Genomic DNA, 19,220 nt, shown 5'->3' with positions numbered 1-19,220 from the left:
GGACGGTCATCGAGACGGAATTTCGCCCACCGCGCAAGGCGGCGGGGCGGCTTGACGGTCGCGTCACGCGTGCCCGAGGCTGGGCGGCACCCCGCCGAGGAGTCTTCCATGCCCGATGCCGCCCTGCTCGACCGCCTGCGCATCGCCGTGGATGAGGGTTTCGGCCGCCAGACGGAATTCCTGCAGTCCCTGGTGCGCTTCCCCTCGCTGCGCGGGAACGAAGCGCCGCTTCAGGATTGGGTCGCGCGCGAATTCGCCGGGCGCGGCTGGGCTGTGGATCGCTTCTCGCTCGCCGACGTCCCGCTTCCCGCGCATGCCAAGGCGAGCCCCATGGTCGATGCCGACCCCGCCGCGAGCCGCCAGGTTGTGGCCACGCGGCGCGGCAGCGACCCCGCCGGGCGCAGCCTGATCCTGCAGGGTCATATCGACGTGGTTCCCGAAGGCCCGGCCGAGATGTGGACGCACCCGCCCTATGCCGCGGTGGTGCGGGATGGTTGGCTGTACGGGCGCGGTGCGAACGACATGAAGGCGGGAGTCTCGGCGATGGTCTTCGCGATGGACGCGGTCGCTTCTGCCGGCGTCGCGCTGCGCGGCGATGTGCATGTGGAGACGGTGACCGAGGAGGAGAGCACCGGCAATGGCGCGCTCGCGACGTTGCTACGTGGCTATCGCGCCGACGCGGTGCTGATCCCCGAGCCCACCGGACACGCCATCACGCGCTGCCACACCGGGACGCTGTGGTTCCGCCTGCGCGTGGCCGGTGTGCCCGTCCATGTCGCGGTGGCGCAGGATGGGTCGAACGCGATCCTCTCCGCAATGAAGCTGGTCGAGGCCCTCGCCGCCCACACCGCCCGGTTGAACGAAGCCGCGCGCTCCCATGAATGGTTCGGCGCCGTGCGCGACCCGATCAAGTTCAATCCCGGCATCATCCGCGGCGGCGACTGGGCGAGCAGCACACCGGCCTGGTGCGAAGTCGATTGCCGCATCGGCCTGCTGCCCGGCGATGACGTGGCCGAGGCGATGGCGGCGGTGGAGCGCGTGGTGGCCGAGGCCGCGCGCGGCGACAATTTCCTCGCGAACCACCCGCCTACGCTGAACTTCCACGGCTTCCGCGCCGAGGGCTTCGTGCAGGAACCCGGCACGGAGGCCGAGGCGGTGCTGGCCGCTGCGCATGCCAGCGTCCATGGCGAGGCGATGGCCGAACGGCGCAGCACGGCGGTCAACGACACCCGCTTCTATGGCCGCGACTTCGGCATCCCCGCCCTGTGCTACGGCCCCAAGGGCGAGGGCAATCACGGCTTCGACGAGCGCACCTCGCTCGAGGATCTGCGCCGTTGCACGCTCACCATCGCGGGCTTTATCGCGGACTGGTGCGGGTAGGCGTCAGAGCAAGGTGCGCACAGGCGAGGGCACCCAGGCATAGCCCTCCCCGGCCTTGAGCACATGCCCGTTCCCCGGCCAGGGGAAATGGTAGGACAGCATTTCCAGTCGGTCGTTGCTGACCATGTCGAGGAAGCGCACGCGCGTGCGCGCCGCCTGGTCGGGGTCCGCATCGAAGGCGAACTTCCAGTTCGGGCGCTGCAGCAGCAGCACGTGGTGGTGGCTGATGTCGCCCGAATTGATGATCGTCTGGCCACCATCGGTGATCGCATAGGCGGTATGGCCGATGCTGTGGCCCGGGATCGCCATGGCGCGGATGCCGGGCGCGATATCGGCACCGTCGCGCGCCATCACCATGCGGTCGCGATAGGCGTTGAGGTTCTTCTTCGCCCCGTCGATGAAGGCGGTCATGAATTCCGGGCCGCGCTTGTTCGCGTCGTCGGTCCAGAAGTTCAGGTCGGCCTCGCTGATGGCGACCTGCGCATTGGGGAAGACCTTCGCGCCATTGGCGTCGACCAGACCCCAGCAATGGTCGCAGTGCGCGTGCGTCAGCGCGATCAGGTCGATCTGCGCCGGCTCGATGCCGGCCGCGCGCATGTTGGCGAGCAGGCGGCCGGTGGTCGGGCCGAACATCTGGCTGGCCGCGCCCATCGAATTGCCCATCCCCGTGTCGAACAGGATGAGCTGCCGCCCGGTGTTGACGATCAGCACGTTCTGCTCGAGCGGGAGGTGGTCGGTGGCGAGGAAGTTGGCCCGCAGCAGGCCCTCCATCTCGGCCTGGTCCACGCCGATAAAGCCGGACGAGGCCGGGCGGATGGGTAGCGGTCCGTCCGACACCACCGTCATCTCCAGCCCGCCATGGCGAAAACGGTACCAGGCGGGCGCGGCCTCGCCGCGCGGCGGCGCGGCGGCAAATGCCTCGGCGGTGATGTGCGGGACAGCGAGCGCAGCGGCGCCCGCGGCCAGAAGCGCACGACGCGTGGTGGTGGCCATGGCGATCCTCCTCCGGGTTTCTTATTCCCCGGAGGCTAGCACCCGCCCTTCGGTCGGAGCCAGATCGACGAGATGACGAATGCGCGTCATGGTTGCCGAGACGGCGCGCCACTCAATCTGAAATGATCGCGGTCGCCTCGATCTCCAGCAGCGCCGCCGGTTCCAGCAGCGCGGAGACGCCGAGAATGGTGATCGCCGGATAAGGGCGGCCCATGATGCTGCGCCAGGCCGGCCCCAGCTCGCCCAGGCTCTCGCGGTACAGCTCGAGGTCGGGCAGGTACCAGGTGAGCCGCGCGAGATGCGCAGGGGTGGCGCTCGCCTCGCGCAGCAGCGTGTCGATGTTGCGCAGCGTCTGCAGGAACTGCGGCACGAAGCCCTGTGCGAAACGGCCATGCGGGTCGGCGCCGACCTGCCCGCTGAGCAGCAGCAAGCGGCCACGACCGGCGAGCGCGTGAACGTAGCCGCGCGGTTCGGGCCAGAGCGGCGGCTGGATCGGCGTGAGGGCCATGCGCCCATGATGCGGACCGGGGCTGGGCGGCGACAAGCCCCGCTGTAAGCTGGCGTTGGTCAACAGGAGGGTTTCCGTGGCTGGTAGTTTCGACGTGCGTGTGGATCAGCGCGGCGTGGCGTATGCGACGCTCGATCACCGCGCGAAGCTCAACACCCTGAACGCCGCGCTCATGGGCGAGGTGATTACCGCCATGGCCGAACTGGCCGGGCGCGGGGAGCTGCGTTGCGCGGTGCTGACGGGTGCCGGCGAGCGTGCCTTTATCGGCGGCGCCGACATCCGCGAGATGGCTGCGATCGGTTCGCCGGCGGAGGCGGCGGCCTTCATCCGCAAGGTCCATGGCGTGTGCGATGCGATGCGCGCGCTGCCCGTGCCGGTGATCGCGCGCATCGAAGGCTTCTGCCTCGGAGCCGGCCTGGAAGTCGCGGCGAGCTGCGACCTGCGCATCGCGAGCGATAGCGCGCGCTTCGGCATGCCCGAGGTGCGGGTCGGCATCCCCTCCGTCGTGGAGGCGGCGCTGCTGCCGGGGCTGATCGGCTGGGGCCGCACCCGCCGCCTGCTGCTGCTCGGCGAGACCTTGGACGCCCGAACCATGGAAGCCTGGGGCTTCCTGGAACAGGTGACGCAGCAGAATGCGCTGAATTACGCCGTCGAGGCCGCGGTCGCGATGATCCTGGAGGCTGGCCCCGCCGCCATCCGCGCCCAGAAGGCGCTGATCCGCGAATGGGAAGGATTGCCGATGGATGCCGCGATCCAGGCCGGCATCACTGCCTTCGCGGCGAGCTTCGCCGGCGACGAGCCGCGGCGGATGCTGGGCTGCTTCCTCGATGCGCTCGCGGCCCGCAAGGCGGCGGGCGACCCGTGAGGCAGTTCACTCCACCCGCAGGTTATTCGCTCGGATGATACGGCCGTAGCTCTCCGTCTGCTCCGCCAGGCGCGCGCGGAATGGGCCGGCGCCATCGGCGCGAACCTCGCCGCCGAGCTCCGCGATGCGCGTCTTGATCGCCGGCTCGTTCAGGATGGCCGCAATCTCGGCCTCCAGCCGCGCGATGGTGGCTGGCGGCGTCTGGCCCTGCACGAGCAGCCCCTGCCAGGTGCCGGAATCCGGCTCTGGCCAACTGAGCTCGTGGAAGGTCGGCAGGTTGGGCAAGGTCGCGAGGCGATGTTGCCCGGTCACCGCGATCCCGCGCATCTGGCCGTTCGTCACGAACGCCATGGATTGCGTCGCCCCAACCACGGTGAGGTTGGCTTCGTTGGAGACGAGCGAGAGTAGCGCCGGCGCGCCGCCGCGATAGGGGACGGACACCATCTCGCTGTTCCAGGCGGCGGCGAGCGACAGCGCCACGATATGGCTGAGGGTGCCGGTGCCCGAATTCGCGGCGTTGAGACGCCCCGGATTGGCGCGGGCATAGGCCACAAGCCCGGCGGCGTCCTGCACGGGCAGCGTGTTGTTCACGGCCAGCACGTAGGGGGCATAGATGAGCATCTGCACCGGTGCGAGGTCGCGCGCGGCGTCGAAGGGCATGCTCGGCATCAGGAAGGGGTTGGTTGCGAGCACCGACACGTCGAGCAGCAGCATCGTTTGCCCGTCGGGGCGGCTTTTCGCGACCAGATCGGCCCCGAGGTTGCCACCGGCGCCTGCGCGGTTCTCCACCACGACATTCTGGCCGATGCGCGCGGCGAGCGGCGCCGCGATCAACCGCGCCAGAATGTCACTGGTGCCGCCAGGGGCGTTCGGAACGATGAGCCGGAAGGGCTGGTTGAAGACCTGGGCCCGCAGCGAGGGCGCTGCGAGCAGCAATGGTGCTGCGGTGGCGCTGCGCAGAAGACGACGACGATCCATGGCGCGATGATCCTCCCGAATTGGTCCACCTCTGTGGGCGGGTCACGGGCAGTTTCGCAGACTAGGCCACCCCGCGTCCAACCGACGCCAGTTTGGGCCCGATCGTGTCAGTTTGGCTTGCGATCCGGCAGCAAGGCGCGCGGTGTGGGCGCCGGGGCGCCGGGCGCACCTTCGAGGATCGTGCCGCCGCCGCGGAAGGCGCGGTCGGAGCCCGAAGTGGGGCCCAGGTCGATTGGCGCGCCAGGCGAGACCGATGGCCGGCTCGGCGCCGGCGTGTCGCCCTTCGGTCCGCTGGGGATGGTCTGCGCGAAGACTTGCGTTGTGACGAGGAGAGCCGCGGCGGCGAACAGGAGCTTGCGCATGGGGTGTTCCTCACGACCGGGGTTCTCGCGCGAGGCGCGGTCCGGCGGTGCAGGTGCAATGCACGAGCGCGCAAAAAGTTGCAGCGCCGGCCCTCAGGCTTCCGGCGGCGCGTGGGCACGCAGATCGGAGAGAGCGCAGACCGAAATTGCCGCCGCATGGGTCGATTCGAGGAGAACCGGCGGTGCGACGCCATGGCGGCGTGCCTCCTCCCAGCGACCGGCGCAGAGGCACCAGCGGTCGCCTGGCTTTAGTCCGGCGAAGCCGTACTCGGGTCGGGGCGTGCTGAGGTCATTGCCGGAGGAGATGCTGAAGGCGAGGAATTCCGCCGTCATCTCGGCGCAAACGACGTGAAGCCCGAGATCCTCGGGCCCGGTGTTGCAACAGCCGTCGCGCAGGAAGCCGGTGAGTGGCGCAACCGAACATGGCAGCAACGGGCCGCCCAGGACGTTGGTGGCACCGCTGCCGCGCAGCCAGTCGATCGGTTCGGTCATCATGGCATCCTAGACCAGCGCAGGCGGGGCCCGAAAGCCTCACGCCGTCCGATCGTCTTTGGCGGGACCTCAGGCCGCGGCGCGGATCGCCACGTCGCGCACGCTGGCGTCGACGGCACCGGCAAACGTCTCGAAGTTCTTCTCGAAACGAGTGACCAGATCGCGTGCGGTGCGGTCATAAGCGGCCTTGTCGGCCCAGGTCTCGCGCGGATTCAGCACCTCGCTCGGCACGCCGGGGACGGCCTTGGGGACCATCAGCCCGAAAAAGGGATCGCGGACGAACTCCGCCTTGGCGAGCGACCCGTCGAGCGCGGCGCGCAGCAGGGCGCGGGTGTGGCGGATGCCCATGCGCTTGCCTGTGCCATAGCCGCCGCCGGTCCAGCCGGTGTTCACCAGCCAGCAATCCGCGCCGTCCTCGCCGATGCGCTCGGCCAGCATGCGGCCATAGACCTCGGGATGGCGGGGCAGGAAGGGGGCGCCGAAGCAGGTGGAGAAGGTCGCCTGGGGCTCCTTGCCCATGCCCTTCTCTGTGCCGGCCACGCGCGCGGTGTAGCCGGACAGGAAGTGATACATCGCCTGCGCCGAAGAGAGCTTGGCGATGGGCGGCAGGACGCCGAAGGCATCGGCCGTGAGCATCACGACGTTCTTCGGCAGGCCGGCGCGGCCCTCGGGCACGATGTTGGGGATGTAGTGGATCGGGTAGCAGCTGCGGGTGTTCTCGGTCAGCGTGCGATCCGCGAGATCGAGCTTGCCCGCGGCATCGCCCACGACATTCTCCAGCACGGTGCCGAAGCGGTGGGTGGCGGAGAAGATCTGCGGCTCGGCCTCGGCGGAGAGGTCGATAACCTTGGCGTAGCAGCCGCCCTCGAAGTTGAAAACGCCGTTGGGCGACCAGCCATGCTCGTCATCGCCGATCAGGCGGCGGTCCGGGTCGGACGAAAGCGTGGTCTTTCCGGTGCCGGACAGGCCGAAAAACAGCGCGACGTCGCCAGCCGCACCGACATTGGCGGAGCAATGCATCGGCAGCACGCCGCGCGCCGGCAGCAGCCAGTTCATCACGGTGAAGATGGATTTCTTGATCTCGCCGGCATAGCTGGTGCCGGCGATGCAGATGATGCGCTCGGCAAAAGAGAGTGCGATCGCGGTGGTCGTGCGGCAGCCGTGGCGGGCCGGGTCCGCCTCCATCTCCGGCGCGTGGAGGATGGTGAAGTCGGGGGTGAAGCCCTCGAGTTCATCGGCCGGCGGGCGGATGAACATGTTGCGCGCGAAAAGCGCGTGCCAGGCGTTGGTGGTGACCAGGCGCACGCGAATACGGTGTGCGGGATCGGCGCCGGCATAGAGGTCCTGGGTGAACAGTTCGGCGCGGCTGCCAAGATAGCCTCGCACATCGCCGATCAGCGCGGCGAAGCTCGCCTGCGGCATCTTCTTGTTGATCTTGCCCCACCAGATCTCGCCGGTGGTGGCGGGCTCGTCGACGACGAACTTGTCCTGCACCGAACGGCCGGTGTGCTGGCCAGTCACGGCCATGAACGCGCCATCCTCGGACAGCCGACCTTCGCCCCGACGCAGCGCCTCGCCCACCAGCGCTGCCGCTTCGAGGTTGGCACGCAGCGCACCGGTGGCAGTGATGCCGGTGCCGGCAAGGGCGGGATGGGTCATGGGTGGTCTCCGCGCGAAAAAAGTCGCCGTCTTAGCGATGGTTTTGTTTCAGCTTAACTGACGGCGAAATTAGGGCATGTCCAGAGCGTGACAGTGCGCTGCGGCAAAAGGCGTACCCAAGCTGAATTCCAATTTGGATTCAACGGATTAGAGAGCAAGACGCGCCTCACGAGCGGCAAGCACCAGCACGGTATGGACGTCGTCGACATCCGAAACCGCTTCCGAAAAGGCAAAACGCACAGTCCGGTTACCATCCGTAAGATCGCAGCCATCCACGTCCAGGGCGACCATCCGCCACGCGCCCGCCTCCCCGCCGCAGAACACGCGGGCGATGTTCGCGCAGGCCGCCGGGTGGTCCTCGTTCATATGCGCCAGGATGCCGGGCTCGGCTTCCGCGATCGCGGCCACCGCCACCGGGTCCGGCGCGAACTCCGTCAGCCGCAGCCGCAAGGCGCGCGCGAAGCCGCCGACATAGAGCGCCGCCTGCGGCCGAATGCGCCAGAGCGAAAAATCCGCGAACTCGGCATAGAGCGCCGCGTAGGGATGCCGCGCGAGCCACCGCGCCTTCAGCGCGACCACCTCGGCCGCCGGCACCGGCTCCGCCAACCCGGTCAGGGTGATGCGCGGCGCGGTCTGTGGGTTGGGACCATCCGCGACGCCCGTCACCATCAACGAGCACCGCGGCTCCGCGGCCAGGTGGCGCGTATGCTCCGACAGCGTCGAGATCCACAGCAGCGGCGACAGATCCGGCGCCGTCGCCGGCGTCACCAGGCTCACGAATGGCTGCCCCTCCGCGCTGGTCGCAAGACTCGCCGCCGTGGCGCCGCGGATCAAATGGCGTGATTCACGAATGGCGCCGGCCAGCGCCTCCTCCCGACCGACGTCCATTGCCATATCGCTGACACTCCCGTTGCGTCACAATCGGCCCCTGACCGGAGCACTGCAGACCATGCCCCAGACCATCGCCCTCGTGGATGACGACCGCAACATCCTCACCAGCGTCTCCATGACGCTGGAACAGGAAGGCTACACCATCCGCACCTACACCGACGGCGAAAGCGCCCTCCAGGGCCTCATGGCCAAGCCCGTCGACCTCGCCGTGCTCGACATCAAGATGCCGCGCATGGACGGGATGGAACTGCTCCAGCGCCTGCGCCAACGCTCCAACATGCCGGTCATCTTCCTCACCTCGAAAGACGAGGAAGTGGACGAACTCATGGGCCTTCGCCTCGGCGCCGACGACTACATCACCAAACCCTTCTCCCAGCGCCTGCTCCTCGAACGCATCCGCGCCCTGCTCCGCCGCAACGAAGGGGCGCGGGCCGAAGGCAGCGGCGCGCCGCCTGGCGGAATCATCTCCCGCGGCGATCTGGTGCTGGACGAGACCAAGCACACCTGCCTCTGGAAAGGCCAGCAGGTCCAACTCACCGTCACCGAGTTCCTGCTGGTCAAAGCCCTCGCCGTTCGCCCAGGCATGGTGAAAAACCGCGACCAACTGATCGACGGCGCCTACGGTGAAAACATCTACGTGGACGACCGCACCATCGACAGCCACGTCAAACGCATCCGCAAGAAATTCCGAGTCGTGGACGACGACTTCTCGCAGATCGAAACGCTTTACGGCATCGGGTACCGGTACAAGGAAGCATGAGCCTCGGGGTGGGAAGGAAGGCCAGGGGCTCTGCCCCTGGACCCCGCCAGGATCGTGTCGATCCTGGACGTCCATCTGTTGGTTCTTGGATTGGGAGGGGTGTTCTTGCTGAGAGAGCCGGATTGGGGAGGGGGCGCGTCGAGGACGCAACCTTGATCGAGGATGCTCCATGCGCCCCCTCCCCAATCCGGCTCGCTTCCGGCGAGGATCAACTCCTTCCCAAACCCAAGACCAGCACATGCAGGGGCCCGGGGATTGGCGCGATCCCCGGCGGGGGTCGAGGGGGCGGAGCCCCCCGCCTGTCTTCCCATGCCTGAAGCGCCGCTCCTCGTCCGGACCCCCGCTGCGGCACGGCGGCCGCCGCGGTTTTCGCGGTTGTTGCGGCGGATCCTTTTGCTCAATGCGTTGCCGCCGGCGTTGTTGGCGGCGTCGTTGCTTTATCTTGATCAATATCAGGATGGGCTGATGGCGGCCGAGATCGAGGGGTTGCGGACTCAGGCGCGCATTTATGCCGCGGGCATTGGAGAGGCGGCGGTGCGGATCGAGAATGACCGCGCGGTGCTGGTGCCGGAGATGGCGCGGCCGTTGTTGCGGCGGTTGGTGGAGCCGTCGCCGAACACGCAGGCGAAGATATTCGACATCACTGGGCTGGTGGTGGCCGATAGCCGAGTTCGGGAGAATGCGGGCGGCGCGATCGTGACGGAGCCTTTGCCACCGCCGGAGCCCCGGGGCGTGGTGAATGCGACGGTCACGGGGATCTACGACCAGCTGTTGCAGTTTTTGCCGCGCGGGTTTCGCGGGCAGCCGAGTGTGGTTGATCCCAATCCGGACCCGCCTTCGTTCGATTGGCAGCCGGATCTGGGGCCGGAGCGGCGGGAGGAGTTGCGCATCGCGCTGGAGGGCGGGGTGACGCCGTATATCCGGCGGACCGGCGATGGACGGTTGCTGGTGTCGGTGGCGGAGCCGGCGCGGCGGGCGGGGCAGAGTGTGGCGATCGTGCTGCTGACGCGCGAGGCGCGGGAGGTGGACCAGCGGTTGCAAGAAATCCGCGCCTCGGTGCTGACGCTGTTCGGGACGGCGCTGATCTTGACGGTGGCGTTGTCGTTCTTTCTCGCACGCACGATCGCGACGCCGATGCTGGAGCTGGCGCGCGCGGCGGTCCGCATGCGCGAGGGCGAGGGGCGCGCGAACACTGTGCCGGAGCCGCTGATGGCGCGCGATGACGAGATTGGCGTGCTCGCGCGTGACCTGCAGAATTCCGCAAGCGCGCTGTGGGGGCGGATCGATGCGAATGAGCGTTTCGCCGCGGATGTGGCGCATGAGCTGCGCAACCCGCTGACCAGCGTGCGGAGCGCGATCGAGACGCTGCGGCGGATCGAGAATCCGGAGCAGCAGAAGCGGCTGCTGGCGATCATCTCGGATGATGCGGTGCGGATGGACCGGCTGATCGGCGACATCTCGGATTCGAGCCGCGTCGATGCGGAGCTGTCGCGCACGGTGACCTCGCCGGTGGACGTGGCACCGATCCTGGCCACGCTGGCCGAACTGCACAACGCGACGCGCAATGATGATTCCGACCCGCAGGTGCTGCTGGACGCGCCACCGGAGGGGTTGATCGTGCGCGGCGTGGAGGGGCGGCTGGTGCAGGTGTTCAGAAATCTGCTCGGCAACGCTCTGTCCTTCAGCCCGGAGAATGGCCGGGTGCGGGTGGGCGCACGCGCGACTGGCGCGGTGGTGGAGATCACCGTGGAGGATGAGGGCCCCGGCATCCCCGACCACAAGCTGGAAAGCATCTTCGAGCGCTTCTATTCGGAGCGCCCGACCGGCGAGCGGTTCGGGCAGCATTCGGGGTTGGGCCTGTCGATCAGCCGGCAGATCGTGGAGGGTTTGCGCGGGCGGATCAGCGCCGAAAATCGGCGCGATGCCATGGGGCGGATCATCGGCGCGCGCTTCGTGATCCGCTTGCCCGCCGCCTAGGCGCGCTGGGCATTCGCTTCTAGGCTCCGGCCTGAAGACCAGGAGGGAACCTGCCATGACCGCACCCGAACGCCTGCGTGCGCTGCTCGCCAAGCCTGGCTTCGTCACCATGCCCGCCGTCTGGGACGGGTTGTCCGCGAAGCTCGCCGCGGGCGCCGGCTTCCAGACCGCGTTCCTCTCCGGCTCCTGCGTCGCGGCGAGCCGTCTCGGCGGCCCGGACCTCGACCTGATTTCGTTCGGCGAGATGTTCGACAGCTTCACCATGGTGCACAACGCCGCGCCGGCGACGCTGATCCTCGCCGATGGCGACCATGGCTATGGCAATGCCATGAACGTGATGCGGACGGTCGCCGCCTATGGCCGTGCGGGCGCGGCTGCCATCCTTATCGAGGACAAGATCACGCCGCGCGCGCTGACGGCGGCCGGCAAGCCGTGCCTGCCGCGCGACGAGGCGCGGATGAAGATCCGTGCCGCCGTGCAGGCCGCGAAGGAAAGCGGCATCCTGATCCTCGCGCGCACCGATTGCCGCCCGACCCAGGGGATCGACGAGGCCGTCGCCCGCATCGCGATGTATGTGGAGGAGGGCGCCGACATCCTGTTCCTCGACAGCCCCGCCGATGATGCGGAGATCGGCCGCGCGGTGGAGGCGGCTGCCGGTCGACCGTCCTTCGCCGTGCTCTCGCCTGGCGGGGCACGCGCCACACCGTCGCGCGACCAGGCCGAGGCGCTCGGCTTCAAGATCGGCACCTATCCGACGGGCATGCTGTCGCCGGCCGCCGCCGGGATGAAGGCAGGGCTTGCTGCCCTGCTTTCCGGCCAGGCCGAGGCCACGAGCGCGCTGCCATCGGCGGAGCTGCGCACCACGCTTGGTTATGGCGAGTATGACGCGGCCGCCAAGGCGTTCATCGTCTAGTTGGGCGTCGCCCCGGTCGCGCGGACGATCGGCGCCCATTTCTCCGTTTCCTCGCGGATGAAGCGGGCGAGTTCCTCCGGCGCGCCGGGCCGCGGCTCGGTGCCCTGGCGCGCCATCTGCGCGACGATCTCGGGATCGCGCAGGGCAGACTGCAAGGCCGATCCCATGCGCGCGACGATCGTGACGGGCAGGTTCTTGGGGCCCAGAAGCGCGTACCAGTTCGCCACCTCGAAGGCCGGCAGGGTTTCCGAAATCGCCGGCAGCGTGCCGGTGATCGGCGAGCGTTGCGCCGTCGGTACCGCGATGGCGCGCAGGCGGCCGCCCTCGATCTGCGGCAGCGCGGTCGGCGCCGTGGAGAAAGCGAAATCCACCTTGCCGGAGATCAGGTCCGTCATCATCGGGCCACCGCCGCGATAGGGCACATGGATGGTGCGGATGCCCGCCTCACGATCGAGCAGCGCGCCGGCGAGATGCCCCGCACCGCCGATCCCGGAGGAGCCGTAGGTGAGCGTGTCCGGCTGCGCGCGCGCCGCGGCGATGAGGTCCGAGACGCTGCGCCAGGGCCGGTCCGCAGGCACGACCAGGATGTTGAGGATGTCGCCGGCCATGCCGATGGGCGTGAGGTCCGCGCGCGGGTCGAAGGTGAGGTTGCCGAACAGCGTCGGGTTGATGGCGAGCGCTCCTATGGTGCCCATCAGCAGGGTGTAGCCGTCGGGTGCGGCGCGCACCACGAGCTCGGTCGCGAGGTTGCCGCCGCCCCCGGGGCGATTCTCCACGATGATCGGCTGGCCGAGCAGCGATTGCAGCTTGGGTGCGATGGTGCGGGTGGTGATGTCCGTCGCACCACCCGCCGCGAAGCCCACGACGATCCGTATCGGCCGGCTCGGCCAGGCATCGCCGGATTGCGCCAGCGCGCGCCCGGCGAGCGGCATTCCGGCCAGGGCACCCAGCATCGATCGGCGTTGGATCATCGCAGCACTCCCTCAGTTTGGCTGAGGGAGATAGACCGGATGGCGGCTCCGCGCGATGCCTCCGCGCACGCGTGATCAGCGATCGAGCGGCGCCGCAAGGGCGACGCTGACGCCCTGGATGCGCGACTGCACCATACGCATCGCCTCGTGCACCGGCGCCTCGCCGATCACGACCTTAGCAAGCACCAGGCCACCGAGCAGGACCGGCAGCGCCGATGTCGCGAAGGGGATCATGTTGGCTAGGCGCAGCGCGAGGAGGCCGAGGGCAGCGATGCCGGCGACGGCATCGCTGCCGGTCAGGTGATGGACCGACCAGGCGAGCAGGCCGGAAAAGAACAGGGCTTTGCTGATGTGCAGGAACATGGGGCTTTTCCTCATGGCGATCGGCCTCGATCGGCCTGGCGCCATCCTGCCGGAGCGCGGTTAAAATACGCTCAAGGGAGGAATTCCATTTTTGATACGCGCGTTTTGGTTGCGGACTGCCGCTACCAGAAATTCACTCGGGCCCATTGCCCGATGATCGCATCGCTGCCGTCGACGACCCAGTAATGCGGGTGGGCTGCGGCGGTCAGGCAGGTGTGGTTGGGCGCGATCCGCAGGCGCGCGCCGATCGCGAGATCAGGCAGCGGCGACGGCCCGGTCACTTCGCCATGCTCCTGGTGCGTGCGGGCGACGATCGCGCCGCCCAGCGTATCCCGCCCCTGCCGGTCGAGCGTGAGGCCGAAACCGTAGTCGTGCGGTGCGGCCTCGGTGCTGCGATCTTTCGACAGCGCCAGCGCACCGGCATCCACCAGCACGGCGTTACGCGCCGGCTTGCGCCCGGTGACGCAGGTCAGCACCGTCAGCGCGATATCCTCCAGCGTGTGGGTGCCGATTTGTGCCTGGAACAGGTCGCCGAACATGTAGACGCCGGCGCGGAGCTCGGTGACGCCGTCGAGGTGCGCGGCGTGCAGCGCGGTGGGCGAGCTGCCCATGGACACGATCGGCACCGCGTGTCCGGCTTCGCGCAGGCGGTCGGCGGCGCGCACCACGCCGGCGCGTTCAGCCTCCGCCGTCGCGGCCATGGTGGGGTTGTCGCGGCCGCGATAGGAATGCCCCGCATGCGCCAGCACGCCGGCGAGGCGCTGGCCGAGGGCGGTGGCGATGGTGAACAATTCGTCGCTCTCCGGCGTCACGCCGCCGCGGCCTTCGCCCACATCGATCTCGACAAGGGCACGCAGCCCGCCCGGATGATCCGCGATGGCGCGCGCGGCCTCCACATCATCGGTGATGAGCTTGATATCGCCGCCGATGGCGGCGAGCTGGTCCAGCTTCTGCGGCGTGACGCCCACGGCATAGATCTGGTCGCGCCAGCCCGCCTCGGCGAAGTAGCGTGCCTCGGCGATGGTGGAGACGGTGATCGGCCCGAATCCCGGCGCGGCGAGGGCCGCCACATCCACGCTCTTCGCGGTCTTCATGTGCGGGCGCAGCACCAGGCCGGGATGGCGCGCGACCACCGCCTGCATGCGGGCGAGGTTGCGCTTGAGGATGCCGATGTCGAGCACCAGGCAGGGTGTGGGCAGATCGTCGAGCGTCACAGCGCCACCCCCAGCATCTCCGCGAAGCGCGGCGTCGCCTTGAGCCCCGTGCCGGTGAGCACGATCACGGTGGTCTCGCCCTCACGGATGGTGCCGGCGGCGAGCAGTTTTTCGAAGGCCGCCGCCGCCTGGGCGCAGGTCGGCTCCACGTAGAAGCCCGAACGGGCGAGCGAGAGCGCGGCGGCGGCGATCTCGGCTTCCTCGAGCATCACCGCGCCGCCTTCGCTTTCGGCGAAGACGCCCAGGCATTCGGCGGTGCGCAGCGGCTCCGCGATGGCGGTACCCTCGGCGATGGTGGGTCGAGCCGGAACCGGGTCCAGCCCCAGAAAGGCCCGCGCGATCGGGGCGCAATGCGCGGGTTGCGCGGCAAAAATGCGCGGCAGGCGGGTGATCTCGCCGGCGCGCAACAGCTCGAGGAAGCCGATGCCGCAGCCGAGCACGTTGGACCCTGCCCCACAGGGCACGATGACGTTGTCCGGCGCGCGGAAGCCCAGGTCCTCCCACAGCTCATAGGCCAGCGTCTTGGTGCCCTGGAGGAAGAAGGGGTGCCAGTTGTGGCTGGCGTAGAAGATGCCGTCCTCGCGCGCGCGGCCCTGGCGCAGCGCCTCGTCCGCGCAGGCCTGGCGCGAACCAGGCGTGAGCTGGATGCCCGCTCCCGCGGCACAGGACTGCACGGTCTTGGCCGCACTCGTGCTGTCGGGGACCAGGATCTTGGCGCGCATGCCGCCGGCCGCCGCATAGGTGGCGATCGCCGCGCCGCCATTGCCGGAGCTGTCCTCCAGCACGTGGTCGATGCCCTGGGCGCGCAGCAGGGAGAGCATGACCGAGGCGCCGCGATCCTTGAAGGACCCGCTGGGCATGAACCATTCGCATTTGAGCAGGGCCGACCCGCCACCGATGCGCGCGGGCACCAGCGGCGTGCAGCCCTCGCCCAGCGTGATCGGCGATTCGGGCGCGAAAGGGAGCGCGGCGGCGTAGCGCCAGATGGAGCGCCGGTCGCGCGCGATGGCGTCTCGCCCGATCCCAGGCATCGGCGTGAGCATCAGCGGCGCGCCGTCATCCCCGCACCAGCGCGGTGCGTCGAGCGGATAGGTGGCGCCGGAGCGCGGGTCGAGATACTCGGTCATGGCGCGAACACTTGCCCGCCGTGCGCGCCCCTGCAAGGGATGGGGCATGACCGACGCCCTCGCCCGCCTCGCCGCCGACCTCGTGGCCATCGACAGCCGCAGTTTTGTCTCCAACCTCGCCGTCGCCGACCGGATCGAGGCGGAGCTCGCCGGCTTCGCCATCACCCGCATCGACTATGCCGATGCGGCCGGTGTCGCCAAGCGCGCCCTGGTCGCGCATCGCGGCCCGCCCGGCGGCTATGCGCTGTCCGGCCACATGGACACGGTGCCCGATACCGGCTGGACGGAGGACCCCTGGTCCGGCCGCATCGCGGATGGCGTGCTGCACGGCCTGGGCAGCGTGGACATGAAGGGCCAGGTGGCCGCCTGCATCCTCGCCGCGCGCGGCATGCCGGCCGATTGCCCGGTGACCCTGCTGCTGACTACCGATGAGGAGACGACGAAGCTCGGCGCCATCGCCCTGGCCAATTCCGATGCCGCCAAGGCCCTCGGCCTCCAGGGCATCATCGTCGCCGAGCCCACCGGGCTCATCCCCGTCCGCGGACATCGCAGCCAGATCGAGTTCACCGCGGTGGCGAGCGGCGTGCAGGCGCATTCCTCGACTGGGCAAGGCAAGAACGCCAATTGGGCGCTGATCCCGTTCCTGGTCGAACTCGAACAGATCCATGCCCGGCTGCGCAGCGACACGAACCTGCAGGACCCCGCCTACGACCCGCCGTTTTCCGATTTCAACCTGGTGCTCGACAACCACGGCACGGCGGTGAACGTCACCGTCGCCAAGGCCACTGCGCGCATCAAATTCCGTCGCAGCCGGAACGTGGATTGGCAGCCGGTCGTCGAGGCCGTGCGAGCGGCGGCAAAGCGCCATGGCATCGCGCTGCATGAGCGTGCCGAGGGCAGGCCGCCGGAATTGCCATCGGACCACCCGCTGATCGCACGCGCCGTTGCGATGACCAACACGCCCGCCCGCACCGCCCCCTACGGCACCGATGCATCCGAGCTGCAGGAGCTCGCCCCCTGCGTCGTGCTGGGCCCGGGCACCATCGAAACCGCGCATACGCCACGCGAATGCGTATCCTTGGCGGAGCTGGAGCGCGCCTTGCCGGTCTTCCAGCGGATGCTGAGCCTGGGCGGCTGATCAGGCTCGGTCGGTCGCTGGCCGCGCCGCGGCCGGCCCGATCAGGTCGCGGATGGCGGCGACCATATCCGGCGCGTCCCAACTGGCTGCGCCTTCCAGCCGCGCGACCTCCCGCCCCTCCCGGTCCACGATGACCGACGTCGGCAGGCCGCGTACGCTGAGCGCGCGCCCGGCGGCGCCGCGCGGATCGAGCCAGATGCCCAGATGGCTGAGCTCGACCCGGGCATAGAAGGGTGCCACCTGCGCCCGCCCGCCGCGATCCGACGATAGCGCCAGCACCGAAAATCCCTCTGGCTTGAGTGCGGCCTGGAGGCGATCGAGCGCAGGCATCTCGGCGACGCAGGGCGGGCACCAGGTGGCCCAGAAATTCAGCAGCAGCCCCTGGCCGCCGAAATCCGCGACGCGCCGGGCGACGCCGTCGCCATCGGTGAAGCCGAATTCGGGCAGCGCCTGCACGCCGCGCCGCAACGCTCCGCCGGCGGCGCGCCCTTGCTTGGGCAAGAGGCTCGCCGCTAGGGTCGCGCCCATCGCCAGGGCAGAAAAACCACGTCGCGTGGCCCGCATTCGAGGAAGTCCTTCACCCTTGTCCAGCCATGAAACCACTCCCAAAACCGCCAATCTGCAATGGGGCGGGCGTTTTGCCGAAGGCCCCAGCGCCATCATGGGCGCGATCAACGCCTCGATCGGCTTCGACCAGAAGATGTGGCGACAGGATATCCGCGGCAGCCTGGCCCACGCCGCCATGCTGGCGCATGTGGGGGTGATCTCGGCCGAGGACGAGAGGGCGATCCGACAAGGCCTCGACGACATCGCGGAGTCCATCGAGGCCGGACGCTTCGGCTTCGTCGAATCCCTTGAAGACATCCACATGAACATCGAGGCCCGCCTGACCGAGCGCATCGGCGAGGCCGGCAAGCGCCTGCACACCGGGCGCAGCCGCAATGACCAGGTCGCACTCGACGTGCGCCTGTGGGTGCGCGACGCCATCGACGGCCTTTCGGGCCAGATCCGCGACGTGATGCGCGCGCTCGCCGATCGCGCGGCCGAGCACGCCGGCACTGTAATGCCCGGCTTCACCCATCTCCAGCCGGCCCAGCCGGTCACCTTCGGCCACCACATGCTCGCCTATGTCGAGATGCTGTCCCGCGACCTCTCGCGCTTCGCCGATGCCCGCACGCGCATGAATGAATGCCCCCTCGGCGCGGCGGCCCTGGCCGGCACCGGCTTCCCGATCGACCGGCACATGACCGCGACGGCACTGGGTTTCGACGCGCCGATGCGCAATTCTCTCGACGCGGTCGCCAGCCGCGACTTCGCCGCCGAATTCCTCTTCGCCTGCGCGATGTGCGGCACGCATCTCTCGCGGCTCGCGGAAGAGATCGTCATCTGGACCAACCCTTATTTCGGCTTCGTGAAGCTGTCCGACGGCTTCACCACCGGCTCCTCCATCATGCCGCAGAAGCGCAACCCTGATGCGGCGGAGCTGGTGCGCGGCAAGACCGGCCGCTTGAACGGGTCGCTCATCGGCCTGCTCACCGTCATGAAGGGCCTGGCCCTGACCTATTTCAAGGACATGCAGGAGGACAAGGAGGGCGTCTTCGACGCCGCCGAGAACCTCACCCTTTGCTTGGCCGCCATGGGCGGCATGGTGCGCGACATGCAGCCCCAGGTGGACCGCCTGGCCGAGGCCGCCGGTGCCGGCTTCTCCACCGCCACAGACCTCGCCGACTGGTTGGTGCGCACGCTGAAGATGCCCTTCCGCGACGCGCACCACGCGACCGGCGCCTTGGTCGCCAAGGCCGAATCGATGGGCGTGGACCTCGCCGGCCTGACCATCGCCGACATGCGCGCGGTCGAGCCGCGCATCACCGAGGATGTGTTCAACGTGCTGAGCGTGGCGTCCTCGGTGCGGAGCCGCGTCTCCTACGGCGGCACGGCGCCGGAGAATGTCGCCCGCATGGCCGCCGAATGGCAGGAGAAGCTGGCATGACGAGGCTCATCGGCGCGCTTCTGGCGACGATCCTGCTCGCGACGGCCTGCGGCAAGGTGGGTCCCGTCCGCGCCCCTGGTCCGCCCGAGGAGATCACCTTCCCACGCGTTTATCCGAGCCGCTGAAACCGGCTCCGGCCAGCGGTTGCCAAGGCGTACCGTTCCGCGTTAGCACCCGCTTCGGCTTGGCATCTGGCCTGGTCGAACAAGGAACATCCCATGTTGCGTCGCCTGATCATCGCCTCTGCCTTCCTGGCCGCCGCCGCTGCGCCCGCCATGGCGCAGTGCGACACCCGCTTCAACTTCGTCAACCGCTCCTCTGTCCAGGTGAACGAGTTCTATTTCGGTCCCTCGGCGAACTCCAACTGGGGTCGTGACCGCCTTGGCGAGAACGTGCTGCCCGCCGGCCGTACCGCGCGCTTCGAAACGGGCCGCCCGGGTGCGCATGACTTCCGCATCGTCTGGTCCAATGGCGAGACGGCCGAGCTGATGCGCGTCGACATCTGCACAACGAGCGAGATCACCGCGACGCAGGCCGGCATCGAGGCGCGCTGAACCACAGCCGCAGCGCAAGAGGCGCGGCCATCGATCCGGCATTCCCGGTCGCTGGCCGCGCTTCGCCATCTCACTATCCGACGTC

21 protein-coding genes are annotated in these 19,220 nt (G+C 68.9%); 9 read left to right on the top strand and 12 right to left on the bottom strand.

All coding sequences use genetic code 11. The annotated features are described in order from the left end of the window. The first annotated feature begins 108 nt into the window (after positions 1–108). Positions 109–1,380 (top strand): ArgE/DapE family deacylase, encoded by a 1,272-nt coding sequence (locus GXW79_RS08745; RefSeq protein WP_211873998.1) that lies wholly within the window; start codon positions 109–111, stop codon positions 1,378–1,380. Positions 1,381–1,383: 3 nt separating this feature from the next. On the opposite strand, the gene GXW79_RS08740 is transcribed toward GXW79_RS08745, so the two are convergent. Beyond that, positions 1,384–2,373, bottom strand: a complete 990-nt coding sequence (locus GXW79_RS08740; protein WP_211873997.1) for an MBL fold metallo-hydrolase — start codon at positions 2,371–2,373, stop codon at positions 1,384–1,386. A 112-nt stretch (positions 2,374–2,485) separates the two neighbouring features. Next, entirely contained in the window at positions 2,486–2,881 is a 396-nt protein-coding gene (locus tag GXW79_RS08735) for a RidA family protein (protein WP_211873996.1), read from the bottom strand. A 76-nt stretch (positions 2,882–2,957) separates the two neighbouring features. Here GXW79_RS08735 and GXW79_RS08730 point away from each other — a divergent pair, with 76 nt between their 5' ends. Next, positions 2,958–3,746, top strand: coding sequence for an enoyl-CoA hydratase (locus GXW79_RS08730; RefSeq protein WP_211873995.1), 789 nt, complete (start codon positions 2,958–2,960; stop codon positions 3,744–3,746). 6 nt (positions 3,747–3,752) lie between these two features. Here GXW79_RS08730 and GXW79_RS08725 read toward each other — a convergent pair whose 3' ends face one another. The 5 genes from GXW79_RS08725 to GXW79_RS08705 all read right to left on the bottom strand — a co-directional run bounded on the left by GXW79_RS08725 (position 3,753) and on the right by GXW79_RS08705 (position 8,125). Continuing rightward, positions 3,753–4,724: a Bug family tripartite tricarboxylate transporter substrate binding protein gene (locus GXW79_RS08725; RefSeq protein ID WP_211873994.1), complete on the bottom strand. Its 972-nt coding sequence runs from the start codon at positions 4,722–4,724 to the stop codon at positions 3,753–3,755. A gap of 107 nt (positions 4,725–4,831) precedes the next feature. Continuing rightward, complete coding sequence (locus GXW79_RS08720) at positions 4,832–5,086, bottom strand: hypothetical protein (protein WP_211873993.1); 255 nt, start codon at positions 5,084–5,086, stop codon at positions 4,832–4,834. Between the two features lie 93 nt (positions 5,087–5,179). Beyond that, complete coding sequence (locus GXW79_RS08715) at positions 5,180–5,578, bottom strand: DUF2237 family protein (RefSeq protein ID WP_246503833.1); 399 nt, start codon at positions 5,576–5,578, stop codon at positions 5,180–5,182. A 69-nt stretch (positions 5,579–5,647) separates the two neighbouring features. Beyond that, positions 5,648–7,237 carry a phosphoenolpyruvate carboxykinase gene (locus GXW79_RS08710; RefSeq protein WP_211873992.1) on the bottom strand — a complete coding sequence of 530 codons (1,590 nt, stop codon included), beginning with the start codon at positions 7,235–7,237 and terminating at the stop codon, positions 5,648–5,650. A 147-nt stretch (positions 7,238–7,384) separates the two neighbouring features. Then, complete coding sequence (locus tag GXW79_RS08705) at positions 7,385–8,125, bottom strand: HugZ family pyridoxamine 5'-phosphate oxidase (protein WP_211873991.1); 741 nt, start codon at positions 8,123–8,125, stop codon at positions 7,385–7,387. Between the two features lie 61 nt (positions 8,126–8,186). On the opposite strand from GXW79_RS08705, the gene GXW79_RS08700 reads away from it, so the two are divergent. The 3 genes from GXW79_RS08700 to GXW79_RS08690 all read left to right on the top strand — a co-directional run bounded on the left by GXW79_RS08700 (position 8,187) and on the right by GXW79_RS08690 (position 11,778). Beyond that, positions 8,187–8,888 (top strand): response regulator transcription factor, encoded by a 702-nt coding sequence (locus GXW79_RS08700; protein ID WP_211873990.1) that lies wholly within the window; start codon positions 8,187–8,189, stop codon positions 8,886–8,888. Between the two features lie 309 nt (positions 8,889–9,197). Beyond that, positions 9,198–10,865, top strand: a complete 1,668-nt coding sequence (locus GXW79_RS08695; protein WP_211873989.1) for a stimulus-sensing domain-containing protein — start codon at positions 9,198–9,200, stop codon at positions 10,863–10,865. A 55-nt stretch (positions 10,866–10,920) separates the two neighbouring features. Further along, positions 10,921–11,778, top strand: coding sequence for an isocitrate lyase/PEP mutase family protein (locus tag GXW79_RS08690; RefSeq protein ID WP_211873988.1), 858 nt, complete (start codon positions 10,921–10,923; stop codon positions 11,776–11,778). Here GXW79_RS08690 and GXW79_RS08685 read toward each other — a convergent pair. The 4 genes from GXW79_RS08685 to GXW79_RS08670 form a co-directional block, all read right to left on the bottom strand. Continuing rightward, entirely contained in the window at positions 11,775–12,749 is a 975-nt protein-coding gene (locus GXW79_RS08685) for a Bug family tripartite tricarboxylate transporter substrate binding protein (protein WP_211873987.1), read from the bottom strand. The two genes, GXW79_RS08690 and GXW79_RS08685, sit on opposite strands and share 4 nt — an antisense overlap. A 75-nt stretch (positions 12,750–12,824) precedes the next feature. Then, on the bottom strand, positions 12,825–13,112 hold the full coding sequence (locus GXW79_RS08680) for a hypothetical protein (protein WP_211873986.1): 288 nt from the start codon (positions 13,110–13,112) through the stop codon (positions 12,825–12,827). Positions 13,113–13,234: 122 nt separating this feature from the next. Further along, positions 13,235–14,326, bottom strand: coding sequence for an alanine racemase (locus GXW79_RS08675; RefSeq protein WP_211873985.1), 1,092 nt, complete (start codon positions 14,324–14,326; stop codon positions 13,235–13,237). Beyond that, positions 14,323–15,453: a threonine synthase gene (locus tag GXW79_RS08670; protein ID WP_211873984.1), complete on the bottom strand. Its 1,131-nt coding sequence runs from the start codon at positions 15,451–15,453 to the stop codon at positions 14,323–14,325. Before GXW79_RS08670 ends, GXW79_RS08675 begins: the two co-directional genes overlap by 4 nt. Before the next feature lie 46 nt (positions 15,454–15,499). Between GXW79_RS08670 and GXW79_RS08665 the strand changes: the two genes are divergently transcribed. Continuing rightward, entirely contained in the window at positions 15,500–16,591 is a 1,092-nt protein-coding gene (locus GXW79_RS08665) for a M20/M25/M40 family metallo-hydrolase (RefSeq protein WP_211873983.1), read from the top strand. Here the strand turns inward: GXW79_RS08665 and GXW79_RS08660 are convergent, their stop codons facing one another. Next, positions 16,592–17,092: a TlpA family protein disulfide reductase gene (locus tag GXW79_RS08660; RefSeq protein ID WP_246503832.1), complete on the bottom strand. Its 501-nt coding sequence runs from the start codon at positions 17,090–17,092 to the stop codon at positions 16,592–16,594. Between the two features lie 82 nt (positions 17,093–17,174). Here GXW79_RS08660 and argH point away from each other — a divergent pair, with 82 nt between their 5' ends. The 3 genes from argH (at position 17,175) to GXW79_RS08650 (ending at position 19,135) form a co-directional block, all read left to right on the top strand. Then, complete coding sequence (gene argH, locus GXW79_RS08655; protein WP_211873981.1) at positions 17,175–18,581, top strand: argininosuccinate lyase; 1,407 nt, start codon at positions 17,175–17,177, stop codon at positions 18,579–18,581. Then, on the top strand, positions 18,578–18,706 hold the full coding sequence (locus GXW79_RS21605; protein WP_281414695.1) for a hypothetical protein: 129 nt from the start codon (positions 18,578–18,580) through the stop codon (positions 18,704–18,706). Before argH ends, GXW79_RS21605 begins: the two co-directional genes overlap by 4 nt. 93 nt (positions 18,707–18,799) lie before the next feature. Beyond that, positions 18,800–19,135: a hypothetical protein gene (locus tag GXW79_RS08650; protein ID WP_211873980.1), complete on the top strand. Its 336-nt coding sequence runs from the start codon at positions 18,800–18,802 to the stop codon at positions 19,133–19,135. Positions 19,136–19,220 lie beyond the last annotated feature (85 nt).

This window comes from Plastoroseomonas arctica, assembly GCF_018128965.1.
GTDB lineage: Bacteria > Pseudomonadota > Alphaproteobacteria > Acetobacterales > Acetobacteraceae > Plastoroseomonas > Plastoroseomonas arctica.
The sequence above is the reverse complement of the archived record's forward strand: the minus strand, read 5'-3'. Positions and strand labels throughout refer to the sequence as shown.

Excerpts from the sequence above, each read along its gene's own strand:
- GXW79_RS08745 (WP_211873998.1), top strand. The coding sequence starts at position 109 with ATGCCCGATGCCGCCCTGCTCGACCGCCTGCGCATCGCCGTGGATGAG.
- GXW79_RS08740 (WP_211873997.1), bottom strand. The coding sequence starts at position 2,373 with ATGGCCACCACCACGCGTCGTGCGCTTCTGGCCGCGGGCGCCGCTGCG.
- GXW79_RS08735 (WP_211873996.1), bottom strand. The coding sequence starts at position 2,881 with ATGGCCCTCACGCCGATCCAGCCGCCGCTCTGGCCCGAACCGCGCGGC.
- GXW79_RS08725 (WP_211873994.1), bottom strand. The coding sequence starts at position 4,724 with ATGGATCGTCGTCGTCTTCTGCGCAGCGCCACCGCAGCACCATTGCTG.
- GXW79_RS08720 (WP_211873993.1), bottom strand. The coding sequence starts at position 5,086 with ATGCGCAAGCTCCTGTTCGCCGCCGCGGCTCTCCTCGTCACAACGCAA.
- GXW79_RS08715 (WP_246503833.1), bottom strand. The coding sequence starts at position 5,578 with ATGACCGAACCGATCGACTGGCTGCGCGGCAGCGGTGCCACCAACGTC.
- GXW79_RS08710 (WP_211873992.1), bottom strand. The coding sequence starts at position 7,237 with ATGACCCATCCCGCCCTTGCCGGCACCGGCATCACTGCCACCGGTGCG.
- GXW79_RS08705 (WP_211873991.1), bottom strand. The coding sequence starts at position 8,125 with ATGGACGTCGGTCGGGAGGAGGCGCTGGCCGGCGCCATTCGTGAATCA.
- GXW79_RS08700 (WP_211873990.1), top strand. The coding sequence starts at position 8,187 with ATGCCCCAGACCATCGCCCTCGTGGATGACGACCGCAACATCCTCACC.
- GXW79_RS08695 (WP_211873989.1), top strand. The coding sequence starts at position 9,198 with ATGCCTGAAGCGCCGCTCCTCGTCCGGACCCCCGCTGCGGCACGGCGG.
- GXW79_RS08690 (WP_211873988.1), top strand. The coding sequence starts at position 10,921 with ATGACCGCACCCGAACGCCTGCGTGCGCTGCTCGCCAAGCCTGGCTTC.
- GXW79_RS08685 (WP_211873987.1), bottom strand. The coding sequence starts at position 12,749 with ATGATCCAACGCCGATCGATGCTGGGTGCCCTGGCCGGAATGCCGCTC.
- GXW79_RS08680 (WP_211873986.1), bottom strand. The coding sequence starts at position 13,112 with ATGTTCCTGCACATCAGCAAAGCCCTGTTCTTTTCCGGCCTGCTCGCC.
- GXW79_RS08670 (WP_211873984.1), bottom strand. The coding sequence starts at position 15,453 with ATGACCGAGTATCTCGACCCGCGCTCCGGCGCCACCTATCCGCTCGAC.
- GXW79_RS08665 (WP_211873983.1), top strand. The coding sequence starts at position 15,500 with ATGACCGACGCCCTCGCCCGCCTCGCCGCCGACCTCGTGGCCATCGAC.
- GXW79_RS21605 (WP_281414695.1), top strand. The coding sequence starts at position 18,578 with ATGACGAGGCTCATCGGCGCGCTTCTGGCGACGATCCTGCTCGCGACG.
- GXW79_RS08650 (WP_211873980.1), top strand. The coding sequence starts at position 18,800 with ATGTTGCGTCGCCTGATCATCGCCTCTGCCTTCCTGGCCGCCGCCGCT.